Source organism: Paenibacillus sp. 1011MAR3C5 (assembly GCF_003591485.1).
Lineage (GTDB): Bacteria > Bacillota > Bacilli > Paenibacillales > Paenibacillaceae > Pristimantibacillus.
The window spans coordinates 202,765-219,439 of record NZ_QZCF01000008.1; the positions used below are offsets into that span (position 1 = coordinate 202,765).

A 16,675-nucleotide genomic window follows, 5' to 3' on the forward strand; every position below is an offset into this window, starting at 1 on the left:
ATGAGAAATTAGTTCAGCTCCTGTGCCTTCAACTCCGCAAGCGCATCGATCATGTTCAGAATGACGGTCACTGCTTCAGCTCTCGTCGCCGAAGCATCTGGCGCAAAGCGGTTATCCCCGCGTCCGTTCATTACTCCCGCTTCCCGGGCTGCCGCCACATAAGGCTTCGCCCAAGCCGGAATTCGATCCGCGTCCGCGTAAGAGAGCTTAGACCCTTCCGCAGGCGCGAGGCCCAAGCCGCGCACGATCATCGCCGCCAGCTCCGCCCGGCTGATCGAAGCCTTCGGACGGAAGGTCCCATCCTCATAGCCGCTGATCAGGCCGGATTCCAAGGCCTTCGCAATATACGGCTTCGCCCAGCCTTGAATCGAACCTGCGTCCGCGAAGTCCAGCGCACTGTCCGCTCCTTGCAGCTTCAACGCTTTGACCAGCATGACGACGAACTCATCCCTGCTCACCGTCTTATTCGGCTTGAACGATCCGTCCGTATAGCCGGCTACGAATTCAAGCTCGACGGCCCGTTTGATCGACGCTTCTGCCCAGTGGCTCGCAATATCGTTAAGCGAGACTGTCGTCGATCCGCCGGACTCCCCGCCATTGCCGCTTCCGTTCCCGTTGCTATTGCCTGGATCTCCGCCGCCCGGATTTGAACCGCCGTTTTGGCCTTCTTCCGGATCTGGCGTGACCGGGCTCGGAACCCATCCTCCGCCGCCGGAGCCAGGCAGCGCTTTGATTTTGATCTTGAACGTTTTATCCGCTGAAGCGTCTCCCTTGCTGATCGTCGCGATCAGCACAACCTCCATGTCGCCTGCCCCGCCTGACGGACGTTTCAACAACTGTCCATTGGCATTCAGATAGTCGGGCTTCGAGCTGCTCCAGACGATGCGCGTGCCGAGTTGTCCTTTCTGCGGAAGATAGAGGTTCGCGGCGATGCTTCCGTTCACGTTAAGCTCGATCAGGCCCATCACGTCTTCGATCGTTAGACGATCGCGCGCAACGCTCAGCCCTGCATACGCCTGCTCGGCTTCAGGACGGGACAGCTGTGCGGTCTGAATAGCCGCAATCGCTTGCTCCATCGCTTGCTGAAGCTGTGCCCAGCCCTCCGGGGAATAATTGGCTTCCACGAGCTTGTCGGCCTCGATAGCCGTCAACAGGTCGATAATCGGCTGGATATTGCCGAGCTTATATTCCTCGCCGTATACTTCAAATTCCTCAAAGGAATAGCCAAACATGGTTGCTCTGGACACGCCTTCGAACTTCACGTATCTGGCCGGCGTGCTCTGGAAGGTAGTCGCGACTCGCCCCGGCTTGCCGTTAATCTCGCCATTGTTGTCCTTCACGACGTTCGTCCAGTTCTCCTTATCCTCGGATACGACAATGCGGTATTTCGAACCATAAGCCGTTTGCCACAAAATAGATACGGCATCAATGTTCTTCACTTCACCCAGATCCACCATGAACCAGGTATCGTCCACCCAATCGCTGGACCATCTGGTATCCCCTCTGCCGTCACCGCTTTGTCCGCGGTATAGGACGAGGATTCCGGCTGCGAGGATTCGGCTTGCTTATGCAAAGCCAGATTTCCATGCAGGTCCATGAAGGTGTTCCTCACGACCAGTTCGTCAATCAAGCCTTTAAAAGCGTTCGTCTCGCTGCCGATTCTGGCGACCGGCAAAACGAACGTTTCCAGTCTGGACCCGTCTTTTAGAGTAGCCGTATACTCGCTGCCATTAATGAAAATGGAGGTCCCTGTGTCGTCGCCGGTCATAATCACCTGCGTCCAGCGGTCGGTCGGCAGCTTATAGTTAAATTCGCTGACGTAGTTTTCCTTCGTGATGGCCATTTTTCCGCTGCCTCCGATGTTGTATTTCAGCTGTCCATCCGGAGATTCCAGCAGCACGGCTCCTTGCGGGCTGTCAGCGTCCGGCTTGATCCACATGGACATCGTCCATCCGAATCCGAGCGTGCGAAGCGGCGTATCCACGTAGCTGGCCCCGCCTTTTAGCCTCACGGCTTGCCCGAAGATTCCCTTCTCCGTGCCTGCATTCACCGCGTTGCCGTCAAAGCCGTTGCCCGAACGATCCGCGAAGCCTTCGTCGAAGGTATAATCCAGCACGATATGGCGCCCATTGTCGACTTGAAGCTTGTGCGACTGATGAACACCCGGCGGGTCCGCGTACCTTGCGGCATCCGCCTGGAAGCTTGCGAAGTTCCGGTCGATGCGGTTGCCTCTCCACAGCTTCTCCGCCAACACTTGCATAGAAGGCAAGATCCGCTGATGCGAGTCCGCCATGGAGACGCCTTTCTCTACGGACACATCGTTCCAGAGCGCGAACATGCCGCCTCTTACCTGCGGGTGCGCATAAGGAAGCTTAGTCTCCAGCCAATCGTTAGGCTCCCATTCGTTGTAAATGAAATCGTAATTCAAATAGCTGCGGTACAGCTGCGGAACGATATAGAGCAAATTCGTGTTGGTGTTGATAATGTCATAGCCGAGTTCAACGGCCTGCTGAGCGCTACCGTACGGCTCATACCAGATGTCCATCGTCGCATTGTTGCTGACCGGCGTCGTGCCGTCGTATGCGGACAGGCTGCCCCACAGACGGGCGCGCTTGCCTTTGCTGTTAATGTGGTTAAGGAGCATATCCGCGTATCTGCGGAACGCCTCCTTGTCGTCGCCGAAATATTCATCCGTACCGACGTGTACGTCCGGGCCGACGAAGGTCGGATTGCTGCCGTCGAGATACTCGTCAAAGAGTGCCTTGATAAAGTCGATCGTCTCTGGACGATTGATATCCAGCTGATTGTTGCTGCCCAGCCGGGAATCGTAGGCGATGAACGCGCCGGAATGGCCCGGCGTATCGATTTCCGGCACGACGTTTACGCCGTATTCCATCCCAAGCAGCTGCAGCTCTCTGAATTGCTGCTTCGTGTAGAAGCCGTCCTTGCTCGTAATGCCCGGAAATTCCTCGCTCTCCAGACGAAACTTCCCGACATCGCCGATATCATCGTTTAAGTGAATCTGAAACCGGTTCATCTTATAGTAGGACATCAGCTTGACATAGTCCTGCAAAAACTCGATCGTATAAAACTTGCGGGCTACATCGAGCATGAAGCCTCGATCCGGGTATTTCGGATAATCGCGCGACTGCCCCTTGGGCATCGCCTTATGATCGGCAGCTTGGCCGAGCAGCTGCAGGATCGTTCTCGTGCCGAACATGACCCCCGTCTGCTCAGAGGCAGCGACGGAAGCATACTCGCCGATAGTCAGCTCATACCCCTCAGTCCCCAATCCCGCTTGCGCGGCATCCAGTGCCAAATAGATGTCCCCCGCTTGAGGAGCGCCAACCGTCACTGTCAGCGGCAACTTCGTTAAATCCAACAGGTCCTGCTGCAAAATGTCTGCCGTCCCCCGCAGAGCCGCCTCATCCTCCGCGCGAATGACGACTTTGGATTTGTCCGTCAAGCGGAATTCGCCGCTTGCGCCCAGCCACTCCCGCAAAGAAGGAATGACGCGCGGCTCCGGGTTCCGATCGCTCGTCTGCTTGAAGAGACCGGGCACGGTGACTAGCGCATTATCCGTTAAGAGATATGACGGATCGCTGTCGCTCTGGATGTGCAGCAGCAGCTGAACCTGAGTATTGACAAGCGGCGCATGGATATTGCCCTGCGCATCGATTACCGGCAAGCTGTCCGTGTTCACCAGCGTCAGCGTAAAATCGTCCGGTACAGCGGGCAGGTTCAGCTGAGTGTCTCCTTCGGAGACGACGATGCCCTTTTTGACCTCCTCCATCATAGGCGGCAGCTGCGGCCTGCCTTTGTATACCTCGAATTCCCAGAAGGAGTATCCGTAATACACCTCCTCAATAGGACGTCGCGTCACCCCTTGGAATTTGACGTATTGCGCCACTGTCGGCTCGAAATCAATCGTATCTTCACCCGGCCCGGAGGCAACGAGCATGCGGTTGTCCGCGAATACGTTCCTCCAGGATTCCGCATCGTCGGATACGAGAATTTGATACTGCTCCGCCGGAGTCTGCCAGTTGATGACCACTCTTCCGATCTCTACGGGCTCGCCCAGATTAACGTAAAACCACTGGTCGTCCGTTCTTTCCGATGACCAGCGGCTTGCATTCTCGGCGCCTCCGTCCACTGCTTTCTCAGGCCCGAAAAAATCCACCTCGTTCGACGACGAATAAGCCGTCTTCCCTAGAGCCAAATTCCCCGTTGCGGCGTTGGACCACTCCTGAGGAATGGCAATCATTATGAAAGCGGTAACAAAAAGCAATAAAAAAATAGTCTTATGCCGAAATCGCACTAAAATCCCCCCCGTTGTAATTAAGAGAATTAAACTAGCATATCGCATGACCCACCATGCTCATTTGCTGCAGCAACTTCATTATAAGTAGGGGGCATTCGTTCATCGATATACTTATGTTTACATTCCATATACAAATGTGGACATTTGGCCTTCTTCTCTCAACTTCGCAGCTTGATATCGGAAGGTCATCCTTAATATGTAATTGGGCAGAGCCGCTATCTTGTTGGAGTTAATGGTGAGTTAGGATAGAAGCCAAGATTCTCCAAGTCGGTTATCGGATATGCCGCTTCTTTGACGAATCCGAGCATCACATGGGCGACCTACAATATGGCTCTCGGGGATCGATCTTTGGTCCGGCCGCTCGAATACGCCCGGTTTCTGGCGCTGCAATCGACTATGGTTTGAACCCCATGGACAATAAAAAGAATTGGCAGCTGCATGCATTCGCGTTAGCGTTTGAGGCAGGCCAATTCTTTTTTCAATCCTTCTAATCCCAATCCATGATTACTCCATTACTGCAGATTTACGGCGCATGGTTAAAGAATAAATAGCTGGGATAAGTCCAATTGCGACGCCAACTCCGCCAATCCAGCCAACTGCTGTAAGAGAGATGTTTTCTACAACGATGCCCCCGATTACAGCCCCTACGGCCATTCCCAATTGAACGATGGAATTGTTCAAGCTCAGAATGATCCCTGAAGCCTGAGGAGCCATACCCATTAAATACACTTGTTGAACTGGGCCCGTTGACCATGCGAAAAAGGACCAAAGCATAAGCAGCGGCAACACGATCATGGACGAATGAGAGAATGCCGCCAATAAAAATAATACTCCAGCGTGAAAGAGCAAGCCTCCAATCATCGTGCGGGGAATACCCCATTTGTCTGCACCATAACCGCCAACTTGGGAGCCTATGAGACTGGCCAGCCCAAATGCAAACAATCCGATGCTTACCATCCGCCCGCTCATCCCCGTAATGTCCAGAAGAAAAGGCGTGATATAGGTGTACAGAATGGTATATCCCAGTATCCAGAAAAAACTGATGGACAATGCGACAGTGATACGAGGATTCTTAAACATAGCGAGCTGTTCCCGAATCGGTACGGGAGCCTCTCCCTCCGATTTTGGAATCGTCGGCAAAAGAACCAACATCGCGATCAAGCTGAGTGCGCCGATCCCTGTGAAGATGATTTGCCAATCATACGAGCCAGCAATGATCCTCCCAAGCGGAACCCCGAGTATAAGCGCGAGGTTAAAGCCCAAGAGTACCTTAGCGATAGCGCCGCCCCGTCTTTCAGGGTTTGATAGTTTGGCCGCGACGGTCAGGGCGACGACCATAATCACCCCCGTGCTTATCGCCAAAATAATTCGCGCTCCCATTAGCATGCCGTAGCCTGTGGTTGAGATCGTGATCAAGTTCCCTGCGAAAAATAATGCCAAAGCCGACAGCATAAGCTTTCTTCGATCCATTTTTGCCGTGAGGGCAATAAGGATCGGAGTACCGATCGCATAAGCAAGCGAGTAAACTGTAATCAGCTGTCCAGCCGCTGCTACGGACACCCCAATATCACTTGCAAGCATATCCAAAATACCGGCAATGACGAATTCCGAAGTTCCGACCAAAAAGCTGACAATGGCCAGAATATAAATTTTCCATGAATTACCCACTTCATTCTCTCCTTTTGGTTTCCATAAATCTAAAACTATAGAACTCTTAATTAAAAAAATTTCTCCATTCTCCAACATCATTTTACTGGTTAATCCGGCCTCTTCTCCCCAAAGTGTATTCTTCTGATTTAAGCATTTCGGACAGATGTCTGACTAGCGAGTTCCTTATGAACAATCGGCGCTACTTTTGTTCCGAGAAGCTCAATTGTGCGAAGTAAATCACGATGCGGCAACGAACTGAAATCGATGTACATCATAAATCGTGTTAAGCCCAGATTCTTGTGCAGCAGTACGATCTTCTCTGCAACATATTCGTGGTCTCCGACATATAAGGCACCATGAAGGTCGCGAGCTGCATCGTACGAGGTACGTGTATAAGTAGCCCAGCCTCGTTCCCGTCCAATCTGGTTCATTTGGGCAGCCATGACTGGGAAATATCGTTCTGCGGCTTCTTGTGTTGTATCTGAGATAAAGCCATGAGAATGCGTAGCAATCTGCAGCTTATTCGGATCATGACCTGCTCTCGCAGCAGCTTCCTTATATAGCTCCACCAATGGAGCAAATCGCTCTGGCATGCCCCCAAGAATCGAGAACACAATTGGAAGTCCAAGCAAACCTGCCCGAATAGCAGAGTCAGGACTGCCGCCCGTGCCAATCCAGACAGGCAAAGGCTCCTGCTGTGCGCGAGGGTAGATGCCCATATGATCAATCGCCGGGCGATGGCCGCCAGGCCAGGTTACCTTTTCAGAAGCACGGATCTTCAGCAACAGTTCCAATTTCTCTTCAAATAACTGCTCATAATCGTTCAAATCATAGCCGAATAGCGGAAACGACTCAATGAACGAGCCCCGTCCGGCCATAATTTCCGCTCGCCCGTTAGAAAGTCCATCCAGCGTTGCAAAGTCCTGATATACCCTTACCGGATCGTCCGAAGAAAGGACCGTAACTGCACTTGATAGACGAATATGCTTCGTTGTGGCTGCTGCAGTCGCCAAAATCACTGCTGGCGAAGAGCTTGTGTAGTCGATGCGATGATGCTCACCGATCGCATAGACGTCAAGACCAACTTGATCGGCTAATTGTATTTCTTCCATCGCTTGGCGCAGTCTCTCTGAATGCGAAACACCGCCATTATGGGGATTGGCATGGAGGAAGGTACTCATTCCAATCTCCATCGTTTTTGTTGGATTGCTCATCGTCATTCACTCCTTTTTGATACGAATAATTCCACAGTTCTAAATCTATAGAAATCATGAGTAAAAAAATTACGCCAACAAATAGGGCGCAAATTTTTCCGCTATTTCTCGATTGACGCTATAATGAATATACGATCCACTCTTGCGAAAATCAATCAAGCCAGAGTCCGTCAATTGCTTTAGATGATGCGACAGCGTCGAACCGGCTACCGATTCAAGCTTTTCGCCGATGGCAGTAAAGCATAAATTGCTTTCGTTCGCGAGCAATAAAGCAATTTTCAGTCGGGTAGGCTCCCCCAGAGCTTTATATATTTTAACCGCTTGTCCCATATCATCTAGAGCTTCCTTCATTATGATTATTGTCACCTCCCAAAGCATTTATCATTTCTACAGTTATATAACTGTCGAAATAAATAATATCACTATGCCGTTCAAAAGTAAAGGAGATTCATTCCTTCATTATATCCATCCCTCCATACTTCAACCCCATTAATGATCAATACCGTTAGATGTTCTACGCTTCTATTATCGTTTCCCCTTCTTCAGAAGGAGTTTCAAAACCATTTAAATATTGGGTTAGAATGTCCTCGGTGATCGGAAATGCCGCATTGGCATCAAAACGTTCTCTTCGGATGAGAAGCCTTTGACGTAATTCATCAGGCTGAACCTTTAAGTAAATTAGTTCCCATACGCCGCCATACTGCTCGATCAGTTGTTTATATTCATTGCGTCTTTGACGCTGCCAAAAGCTAAAATCGACAACGACATGGTGTCTGGCCTGGATTAGATTCCCCAGTTCCAACCGCAGCTTTATTTCCGATTCTTTTTGATAAGACTCATAATTTCCCTCTGGATAATCAACCCCAAAACGTCCATGTGTAATCCATATATCCTCATCTATCGAGAGCCGGACGAATCCCTCTTTCTCCAGCTTTTGCGCGAAGGTCGTTTTGCCCGATCCTGCCACGCCGCACATCATCACTATGACGGGAGCTGCGCTCGTACGCTTCTGCTGCACCAATCTTTCGATAACAACCTTTTCTCCCAACACATTGCTACGCCCCTTTTATCTTCAACTCATTGAAACGGCGCTTCCTCGTGTCTAAAACTTTATTTTCTCAGTTCTATCACTTTAGTTTTTGGTCTAGAAGTTTATTTTCTTTGGACAGTCAGGAGAAAATGAAGTATTTTCTTAGTGCTTAGGTTAAGATAAGTCCCCTATTTAAGCACTACATACTACTCGCATACATTCTTTAATAGGTGATTGGAAATGGAGTATATGCAAATCGTATATGTGAGAGTGATTTGTTTGAAGCAAGGAATTATTGTGTTGTTGAATGGAACTTCAAGTTCAGGAAAGACGAGTATTTCTATTGAACTGATGAATCAGAAAGAGATTCTTTTCATCATTTATCAATAGATGATTTTTTTAATAATAATTTATTGATAAAAAATTTCCGAATTTTAAACCTACAAGAGAAGTAGATGATCAAGTTATCGCACAAATCATTTTTGATCGGGTTGAATGTAATCGCAGATACGGTAATCGACAATGACAAGAGGTTTAATGAGTGTCTTGATGTATTTTTTGATCAGCCTACATTGTTTATAAGTGTAATATGCTCGGAAGAAGAACTCATAAGAAGAGAGCAAATAAGAGGAGATCGACAGATTGGATTAGCAAGTTCCCAGTTCGACAAAGTATATGGCTTTCATGAATATGACCTTGAAGTAAATACTGAAGAGTTGAATCCAAAAGAATGTGCCGAAAAGATCTTAAGCTTTATTAAGTCCAATAAGGATTACTCGGTATTTAAGAAATTAAGTAAAAGAAATGTTAGTGTTTCATAGAAGGCGAAACCATCAGATAACATCGGAAAAGTATCTAGACTGATCCAGTCATAGACCGCCGCTGTACTATTAAACTATCGTCTCCTTTAGGCCGCTGAGTCAGACACAAAACTAAGCTGGTACGTAGGTCAACCTGATCACCTGCTCGCCAATTCGATCGCTTGCCACGAGGCGAAGCGGCGGCCGCGGACCGGCGAAGAACGGCTTGCCGTGACCCAGCACGACTGGATGGAGATAGAGTCGATACTCATCAACGAGACCGAGCTCCGTTAGACTTTGCGCCAACTCCGGACCGGCAACTTCAATCACCCCTTCATGCTGAGCCTTCAGCCCCAGTATGGCCGCTGAGAGATCGCCTTCGATCAGAGAAGCGTTCGGACCGACGGACTTTAACGTCCTCGACACCACCCACTTCGGTTTGCTTTGCCACGCCATTGCGTATTCCCGTTCCGGCGCATCCCATTCAGAATGGTCTCCATCCCAATACCGCATGGTCTCGTACATGCGGCGCCCGTACAGGCTCCCCACCAAGCCGCGCACGTCGTCGATGAAATGACGGAATAGCACGGGGTCGGGCTGAAATGCCATGTGGTCGACGAACCCGTCCAAAGACTGGTTCAATGCGAAAACGATCTTTGCCATGCAACTGCCTCCTCCCTGGTTTTCTCGCACATTCATCATCAGGATTACACGTTCCATATGCAGCTTCTTGATGTCTACATTTTATCATCCAACAGCATGCCCAGTTTCTCATAGATTGCTAACGTTCTTTTCATAATCTTCAGGATTTCAAAAAAGCTTCAATCAGCCTTTTCTCGAACTCATCTTCATTATCATCCCATCTCCTGCAGCAAAACCGGTTAATAACCGGTTTAGACTTACGTTATATTGGTGTTCAGATAGAGATAAGCGTTTCGCAGAGGGATTACTATTTCCCATTTTCGATCAATGAGGTTCCCTTGAGAGATTCCAATAAACTGAATTTGGTTTAAATTATTCTCTTTGCGGATAGATTTGATTCTTAGTCAATATCACTCTACAACTTCACCACCGATTTTTAAAACCACATGTACATTTATTTCTTCACAGATTTAAAGGGAGCCCATTTTTTTCCACGGGGCTCCCTTCTAGATGCTTAATCATAGTGGTTATCGGTTCAAGGCATCTTTTACTGGTTCACGACTTTTTTATCACCGGACAGCATTGTTTGAAGAAAATTATGTTCTAGACTGAAGAATAAAGTGTTAGACTCGGAAAATAAAGTTGTAGACTGAGGAAATAGAGTATTAGACTGACAATACTTCATTAAGCTAACGGGCAGTTTAGCGGAACTTTCCAACACATGAAAGCGTATTGCAATATATTGGTATTAACGAAGAGACGCGCGGTAGGTAAAATTAGCTTGGTCACTGTCAAACCATAACATTCTTCAGCCATTAAATTAAAAGGAGTCTATTATGAAAAACATCTTTAATCAAAAGGACGCTGTGGAGATCTTAAACCGAATAGACATATTGAGTCCAAATTCACGCCCTCAATGGGGTAAGATGGATGTCGCCCAAATGCTAGCTCATTGCTCAGCGTTCCAAGACATAGCAATGGGAAATACCTTTCCGCCAAGAGGTTGGTTAGGCGTATTTATTGGAACGTTTGTGAAACCACTTTTTTTTAATGACAAGCCGCCTGCTCGAAACATGTCGACTATTCCTACAATTTTGATTGTAGAAAAAAAAGAATTTGAAATAGAAAAAGAAAAACTAAAACAAAAAATTATAAAATTCCAGAACAATGGCCCGGAAAAATGTACATCTCATCCACATCCCTTTTTTGGAAGTCTGACCCCTGAGCAATGGGGAAAAGGAATATATAAGCACCTAGACCATCACTTAAATCAGTTTGGTGTTTAGTATTAACTGAAGTATAAAGGTCTACCAAGAGAGCAACCTTTACTAAGCTAGTTCAATAAGACAGCGACAGTCCAGGACTTTATTTTCTCGTCCTTGGCTGTCGCTGTTTCGATTTAAAGGGTCAGTCTAAAACTTATATTATGGTGTCTGACGGTATGTGAATTCGAAATGCCGCGTGTTATTTTCGGCTGACAAGCATCAGCTGCCACTACCTTCCACCTACTCCACCGTCACGCTCTTCGCCAAATTCCTTGGCTTATCTACGTCATGGCCTAGCGCCAGGGAGGCGTAATAGGACAACAATTGCAGAGGAACGACAGCAAGCGCTGGCGTAAGCAGCGGAAGTGTCCGCGGGATAACGAAGGTCTCGTCGACGGACTTCGCAACCTCATGCTCGTAGCCGCTATTTGCTACGGCTAGCACATGAGCGCCGCGCGCCTTCACTTCCTTAATGTTGCTAAGTGTCTTATCGTATAGCGCTTCTTGCGTGACTAGCGCGATCACAGGGACGCCTTCTTCGACAAGAGCAAGCGTACCATGCTTCAGCTCACCGGCTGCGTACGCCTCGGAGTGAATATACGAGATCTCCTTCAGCTTGAGCGAGCCCTCCTGTGCGACTGCATAGTCGACGCCGCGGCCGATGAAGAACAGGCTTCTGTGATGGGAAATCGATTCCGCTACCTGCTTCAGCACCGGTGCTTGCTCCAGAATCTGCTCCACTTGCTCCGGCAAAGCATGCAGTCCAGCAATAAGCTCTTCCACCGTCGCCCGTTCCTGCGATCCCAATACTCCAGCCAGATGCAGACCGAACAAGTAGAAAGCGATCAACTGTGACGTGTACGCCTTGGTCGAAGCGACAGCAATCTCCGGTCCTGCCCAGGTGATGATGACATCATCCGCCTCGCGGGCGACTGAGCTGCCGACAACGTTCGTAATCGCCAGCACTCTGGCGCCATTGCTTCTTGCTTCGCGCAGTGCAGCAAGCGTATCTGCTGTCTCGCCCGATTGGCTGACGACAATGACTAGCGTATCCGGCGTAATAATTGGCGAGCGATAGCGATATTCCGAAGCGACATCCGTCTCGACCGGAATTCGTGCAAGCGACTCGATCACCGACTTGCCGACAAGTCCGGCATGATATGCGGTGCCGCAGGCGACAATATGCACCTTGCTAATCGAGCGAATGTAGTCTTCCGACATCGTTAGCTCTTTTAACTGGACAGACTTTCCATCATCCGAGATTCTGCCGCGCATCGTGTCGCGGTATGCCTTCGGTTGTTCGTGAATTTCCTTCAACATGAAATGATCGAATCCGGCTTTCTCTGCTGTCACAATATCCCAGTCGACATGAAATATTTCCTTGGAAATAGTTTCGCCGCCGGTCGTCATCAGTTCGACACTACTCCGTGTCAATACGGCCATTTCGCCGTCGTTCAATATATACACATTCCGCGTATGCTCCAATATTGCGGGAATATCCGAGCCGATAAAATTCTCGCCTTCGCCAACTCCGATCACTAGAGGGCTTGCGAAGCGCACCGCAACAAGTCGCTCTGGCTCGTATTCCGTCAATACGCCTAGCGCGAACGCGCCGCGCATCCGTGCTACCGCGCGCTGCACCGCTTCGACAATATTGCCGTCGTATTCATCGGCGACAAGATGCGAGATCACCTCCGTATCCGTCTCCGACACGAATACATGGCCTTTCGCAATCAACTCATCCTTCAGGTCCAGATAGTTTTCGACAATGCCGTTATGCACGACCGAGAACTTAGCGGAATTGTCCGTATGCGGATGGGAATTGACGTCCGAGGGCTTGCCGTGCGTCGCCCAGCGTGTATGCCCGATGCCGACAGAGCCTTCCAGCGGCTCACCCTTCAGCTTATCCTCCAGTACAGCCAGACGCCCCTTCGACTTCTTGATCTCGAGCCCGTTCGATGTGAAGACGGCAATCCCGGCAGAGTCGTACCCCCGATACTCCAGCTTCTTCAAACCTTCCAGCAAAATATCCTGAGAACCGCGTTTACCAATATATCCTACGATACCACACATAATTTAATAGACCTCCGTTATCGGTATATTTCCCGTCCAACGGATGCCTGCCTATGCGCAGCCAAGGCAGCTATGAAGTTGTCACCTATTGATTCTTATAGAGGCTGTTCAACAAGTCCGCATTTGATCACGAAGCAGATCAGGAAGCCTACTCGTACATCGAATATGGCATCATCCGGAACTTCCGGTGCTCACGCAGCTTCCACTACGCTCCGCTCCTCATTTCCTAGCTTCATCCAATCCTTTCGGTGCTGAAATCGGACTTTTCGAACACGCACTTATCAAGTACAAACTCAAAGAGAGGTCACCGTCAGCGCGGTGCCTTCATTCCCTGAACGTCCACTATAACCTCTCGAAAAAACGTGTAACTCTCCTGCCCGAGCCAGCCCCACAGGCGGCATCGCAGACATATGGGAGCAAAATTTGCAGCAGCCTGCCGCACGTTTGTACAATCGGTCGCCCGATCGCTTTGCGTTACGGCTTACGGTTGGCTTGCTATATACCGGAAGGTCCCCGCCGAATAATTCGAACACCCTCACCTCGTCAGCTTCAGTATGAATGGTACTCCGCAGCTCCATCTCAGGGCCGCATCCCCCATCCATCACCAAAGCTCTGGCGCTTGTGAATCACGTACAACCTCTATCCTCGCTTTCCTTCTTGAATCATACTACCTATCATATTCATTTTACGGAACTCGCGCAACCATTTTCTGAAAACATAGCTCAATCGACGCAGAGCCCATTTATATAACAGCTATTGCCAATTTCGTCTTTTCTGTGATAATATTTGAATTGAATAAGGTTGTGAAAATAATCACATTACTAGAAAAGTCCCAAAGCTCTATCTCTAAAGTTAGATGGATTCCACTCTGTGAATTTTTTCTCAATCTATCCTGTTAATGAAATGATGGTCCATGCAAAACCCGTTATCCTTCAATGTGTTTTCCTATCACAACGCAGAATTTGTGATTTTTTTCTCAAATCAACCTTAAACCGTATGGCCCCATTCGATGAAGGAGATGATCGCTTGAAACAAATTGTCATTTTAGGCGGAGGATACGCAGGGCTGTTATGCGCGCTCACGGTAAGGAAATTTGTCTACGACAATGAAGCTGTCGTCACACTGATCAACCGCTCTTCGAGTCATCAGCTGATCACCGAGCTTCATCGGCTCGCGGCAGGCAATCTGCCGGAGCAAGCGGTCGCTCTGTCGCTGACCAAGCTGCTGAAGGGCAAGCGTGTTCAGCTTGTGACCGAAGAAGTCACCGTCATCGACACCGAGCAACGTGAGGTTCGAACCAGCGAGGGAGACTACAGCTATGATTATCTCGTGATCGCGATGGGCAGCCAGACGGCTTATTACGACATCCCGGGGCTTGAGAAGCACAGCTTGCCATTGAAATCGATTCATGAGGCTAACCGAATCAACGCACATATTAGAGAATCCTTGATGCGGTTCAAGAAGTCCCGCCAGCAGGCTGATGCAACCATCGTCGTAGGAGGGGGAGGTCTGAGCGGCATTGAGATGATCGGCGAGATTGCCGATATGCTGCCGAAGTGGTGCGAAGACTATCAGCTTCAGCGCGAGGATATTCGGTTGTACGGCATCGAGGCCTCCCCTTCTATTCTTCCGGGATTTCCTGCTGAGCTGGCAGCCAGAGCCACGTCCAGTCTGGAACGGCGCGGCGCCAAGCTTATCGTCGGGGTTCCGATAACAGCCTATGACTATCCTGTCGTCCTGCTGAAGGATGGTCAGTCCATTCCGACCCATACCTTGATCTGGACCGGCGGTGTGCAAGGCAATCCCATTGTAGCAGCCTCCAATCTAGAGACGCTGCGCGGTCGCGCCATCGTCAATGCCTGCTTGCAATCCGAATCGCACGAGGATGTATTCGTTGCGGGTGACAGCGCCATCTGCTACCAGGATAACGGGCTGCCGCTGCCGCCATCCGCCCAGCTTGCCTGGCAGATGGGAGAGGCGGTCGGCTATAACCTATACGCCATTATGAACGGCATGCCGCTTCAGCCCTTCAAGCCGGTCATCTACGGCAAGCTTGCAAGCCTGGGCCGGAAGGACGCTGTGGCCGTTCTAGGCAAAAACGACAAGCCGCTCAAGGGGCTTCCCGCTTCCCTCATGAAGGAAGCCAGCAAAGCCAAGTACTTGACCCATATCCGCGGTCTACAAGCTTATTTGCATTAAGCATAGTTCCAAATGCAGCAGCAGTATAATACCTTCCTAAGAAGCTCCTATACTCCCTATACCCAAAGAAAAGCAACAAAGGACAGCCGAGCGAAGCCTAACGCCTCACTCTGCTGTCCTCTTCAATACTTAATAAGCTTAACCTAGTTCACGTTTCACCACATTAGCGATCTGGTCCACATAGGCTTCGACCTGATTCTTATCCGGACCTTCGGCCATAACACGAATGAGCGATTCCGTACCGGATGGACGCACGAGTACGCGTCCATTGTCGCCCAGCTCCGTTTCCACTTGCTTTACCGCTTCTTCAATCGCGGTGTTGCCGTTGTACAGACTCTTGTCGGCTACTCGCACGTTCACCAGCTGCTGCGGGAATTTGCGCATCAGACCCTTCAGCTCGCCAAGCTTCTTGCCGGAAGCGGCAACCGTCTCCACCAGCTGCAGAGCCGTCAGAATACCGTCGCCTGTCGTAATGTAGTCCAGGAAGATCACGTGTCCGGATTGCTCTCCGCCCAGATTGTAGCCTCCGCGGCGCATCTCTTCCATGACGTAGCGGTCGCCGACCGCCGTCTTCGCCGTCTTAAGACCAATACTCTCTGTGCCTTTGAAGAAGCCAATGTTCGCCATAACGGTCGTAACGATCGTATCCTGAGCCAGCTTGCCTTCCCGCTTCAAGCGGTCGCCAACAATGCAGAGGATGTAATCGCCATCGACTTCATCGCCCTTCTCGTCAATGGCGATGAGGCGGTCAGCATCACCGTCAAAGCTGAGTCCAAGATCAGCGCCTAGCTCCAGCACCTTCTCGCGCAAATACTCCGGATGTGTCGAACCGACGCCTGCATTAATATTGCGGCCGTCTGGCTCCGCGCCTACCGTGGTCACGTCTGCGCCAAGCTCGCGGAAGACAGCCGGAGCAAGCTCGTAGGCAGATCCGTTCGCGCAGTCCAATACGATTTTCAGACCGGAGAAGTCGCCCTTCACTGTTGTCTTCAGGAAGTCCAGATAACGATGCTTCGCATCTTCATCGATGGTTACCGTACCGATGTCTCCACCGACAGGACGAGGAAGCTCGTCCTTCTCCGCATCCAGCAGAGCCTCGATCTCCAGCTCCGTCTCATCGGACAGCTTGAAGCCGTCGCCTGCAATAAATTTAATGCCGTTATCTTCTACGGGATTATGCGAAGCCGAGATCATGACGCCGGCATCCGCACCCAGTTCCTTTGTCAAATAAGCAACTGCAGGCGTAGATACAACGCCCAGCCTTACAACACTAGCACCAATCGACAGCAAACCGGCGATAAGTGCCGCCTCCAGCATCGGACCCGAGATACGGGTATCCAAGCCGATAACAACTTTCGGCTGATTCACCGTTCTAGTCAGGACGTAGCCTCCGCAGCGTCCGATCTTATAGGCCAGCTCAGGCGTAAGCTCTGCGTTGGCAACGCCGCGCACGCCGTCCGTTCCGAAATATTTCCCCATTT

Annotated in this window: 12 protein-coding genes and 1 pseudogene; 3 read left to right on the forward strand and 10 right to left on the reverse strand. The window is 50.1% G+C overall.

What is annotated here, in order from left to right; genetic code table 11:
* Positions 1–8 precede the first annotated feature (8 nt).
* The 6 genes from D3P07_RS21880 to D3P07_RS21905 form a co-directional block, all read right to left on the reverse strand.
* Complete coding sequence (locus tag D3P07_RS21880; protein WP_119802394.1) at positions 9–1,475, reverse strand: S-layer homology domain-containing protein; 1,467 nt, start codon at positions 1,473–1,475, stop codon at positions 9–11.
* Positions 1,436–4,318 carry a family 20 glycosylhydrolase gene (locus D3P07_RS21885; protein WP_182914455.1) on the reverse strand — a complete coding sequence of 961 codons (2,883 nt, stop codon included), beginning with the start codon at positions 4,316–4,318 and terminating at the stop codon, positions 1,436–1,438. Before D3P07_RS21885 ends, D3P07_RS21880 begins: the two co-directional genes overlap by 40 nt.
* 507 nt (positions 4,319–4,825) lie before the next feature.
* Complete coding sequence (locus D3P07_RS21890; RefSeq protein ID WP_119802419.1) at positions 4,826–5,989, reverse strand: MFS transporter; 1,164 nt, start codon at positions 5,987–5,989, stop codon at positions 4,826–4,828.
* Positions 5,990–6,117: 128 nt separating this feature from the next.
* The gene (locus D3P07_RS21895) at positions 6,118–7,185 is read right to left on the reverse strand and encodes an LLM class flavin-dependent oxidoreductase (protein WP_119802396.1); all 1,068 of its coding nucleotides are present in this window, start codon (positions 7,183–7,185) and stop codon (positions 6,118–6,120) included.
* Between the two features lie 69 nt (positions 7,186–7,254).
* Positions 7,255–7,536, reverse strand: coding sequence for an ArsR/SmtB family transcription factor (locus D3P07_RS21900; RefSeq protein ID WP_119802397.1), 282 nt, complete (start codon positions 7,534–7,536; stop codon positions 7,255–7,257).
* Between the two features lie 163 nt (positions 7,537–7,699).
* On the reverse strand, positions 7,700–8,236 hold the full coding sequence (locus D3P07_RS21905; RefSeq protein ID WP_310732566.1) for a P-loop nucleotide/nucleoside kinase family protein: 537 nt from the start codon (positions 8,234–8,236) through the stop codon (positions 7,700–7,702).
* A 258-nt stretch (positions 8,237–8,494) separates the two neighbouring features.
* Between D3P07_RS21905 and D3P07_RS21910 the strand changes: the two are divergent.
* A pseudogene (locus D3P07_RS21910) lies at positions 8,495–9,036 on the forward strand (chloramphenicol phosphotransferase CPT family protein).
* A 111-nt stretch (positions 9,037–9,147) separates the two neighbouring features.
* On the opposite strand, the gene D3P07_RS21915 reads toward D3P07_RS21910, so the two are convergent.
* Positions 9,148–9,678 (reverse strand): dihydrofolate reductase family protein, encoded by a 531-nt coding sequence (locus D3P07_RS21915; protein WP_119802398.1) that lies wholly within the window; start codon positions 9,676–9,678, stop codon positions 9,148–9,150.
* 815 nt (positions 9,679–10,493) lie between these two features.
* Here D3P07_RS21915 and D3P07_RS21920 point away from each other — a divergent pair.
* Positions 10,494–10,943, forward strand: a complete 450-nt coding sequence (locus tag D3P07_RS21920) for a DUF1569 domain-containing protein (protein ID WP_119802399.1) — start codon at positions 10,494–10,496, stop codon at positions 10,941–10,943.
* A gap of 219 nt (positions 10,944–11,162) precedes the next feature.
* On the opposite strand, the gene glmS is transcribed toward D3P07_RS21920, so the two are convergent.
* Positions 11,163–12,995, reverse strand: a complete 1,833-nt coding sequence (glmS, locus tag D3P07_RS21925) for a glutamine--fructose-6-phosphate transaminase (isomerizing) (RefSeq protein WP_119802400.1) — start codon at positions 12,993–12,995, stop codon at positions 11,163–11,165.
* 293 nt (positions 12,996–13,288) lie between these two features.
* The gene (locus tag D3P07_RS26760; RefSeq protein WP_147384557.1) at positions 13,289–13,573 is read right to left on the reverse strand and encodes a hypothetical protein; all 285 of its coding nucleotides are present in this window, start codon (positions 13,571–13,573) and stop codon (positions 13,289–13,291) included.
* Positions 13,574–14,021: 448 nt separating this feature from the next.
* Between D3P07_RS26760 and D3P07_RS21930 the strand changes: the two genes are divergently transcribed.
* The gene (locus D3P07_RS21930; RefSeq protein WP_259391640.1) at positions 14,022–15,194 is read left to right on the forward strand and encodes an NAD(P)/FAD-dependent oxidoreductase; all 1,173 of its coding nucleotides are present in this window, start codon (positions 14,022–14,024) and stop codon (positions 15,192–15,194) included.
* 138 nt (positions 15,195–15,332) lie between these two features.
* Here D3P07_RS21930 and glmM read toward each other — a convergent pair whose 3' ends face one another.
* Positions 15,333–16,673 (reverse strand): phosphoglucosamine mutase, encoded by a 1,341-nt coding sequence (gene glmM / locus D3P07_RS21935; protein WP_119802402.1) that lies wholly within the window; start codon positions 16,671–16,673, stop codon positions 15,333–15,335.
* Positions 16,674–16,675: the final 2 nt, after the last annotated feature.

Coding starts and splice junctions, on each gene's coding strand:
- D3P07_RS21895 (WP_119802396.1), bottom strand. CDS start 7,185: ATGAGCAATCCAACAAAAACGATGGAGATTGGAATGAGTACCTTCCTC.
- D3P07_RS21900 (WP_119802397.1), bottom strand. CDS start 7,536: ATGAAGGAAGCTCTAGATGATATGGGACAAGCGGTTAAAATATATAAA.
- D3P07_RS21915 (WP_119802398.1), bottom strand. CDS start 9,678: ATGGCAAAGATCGTTTTCGCATTGAACCAGTCTTTGGACGGGTTCGTC.
- D3P07_RS21920 (WP_119802399.1), top strand. CDS start 10,494: ATGAAAAACATCTTTAATCAAAAGGACGCTGTGGAGATCTTAAACCGA.
- glmS (WP_119802400.1), bottom strand. CDS start 12,995: ATGTGTGGTATCGTAGGATATATTGGTAAACGCGGTTCTCAGGATATT.
- D3P07_RS26760 (WP_147384557.1), bottom strand. CDS start 13,573: ATGGAGCTGCGGAGTACCATTCATACTGAAGCTGACGAGGTGAGGGTG.
- glmM (WP_119802402.1), bottom strand. CDS start 16,673: ATGGGGAAATATTTCGGAACGGACGGCGTGCGCGGCGTTGCCAACGCA.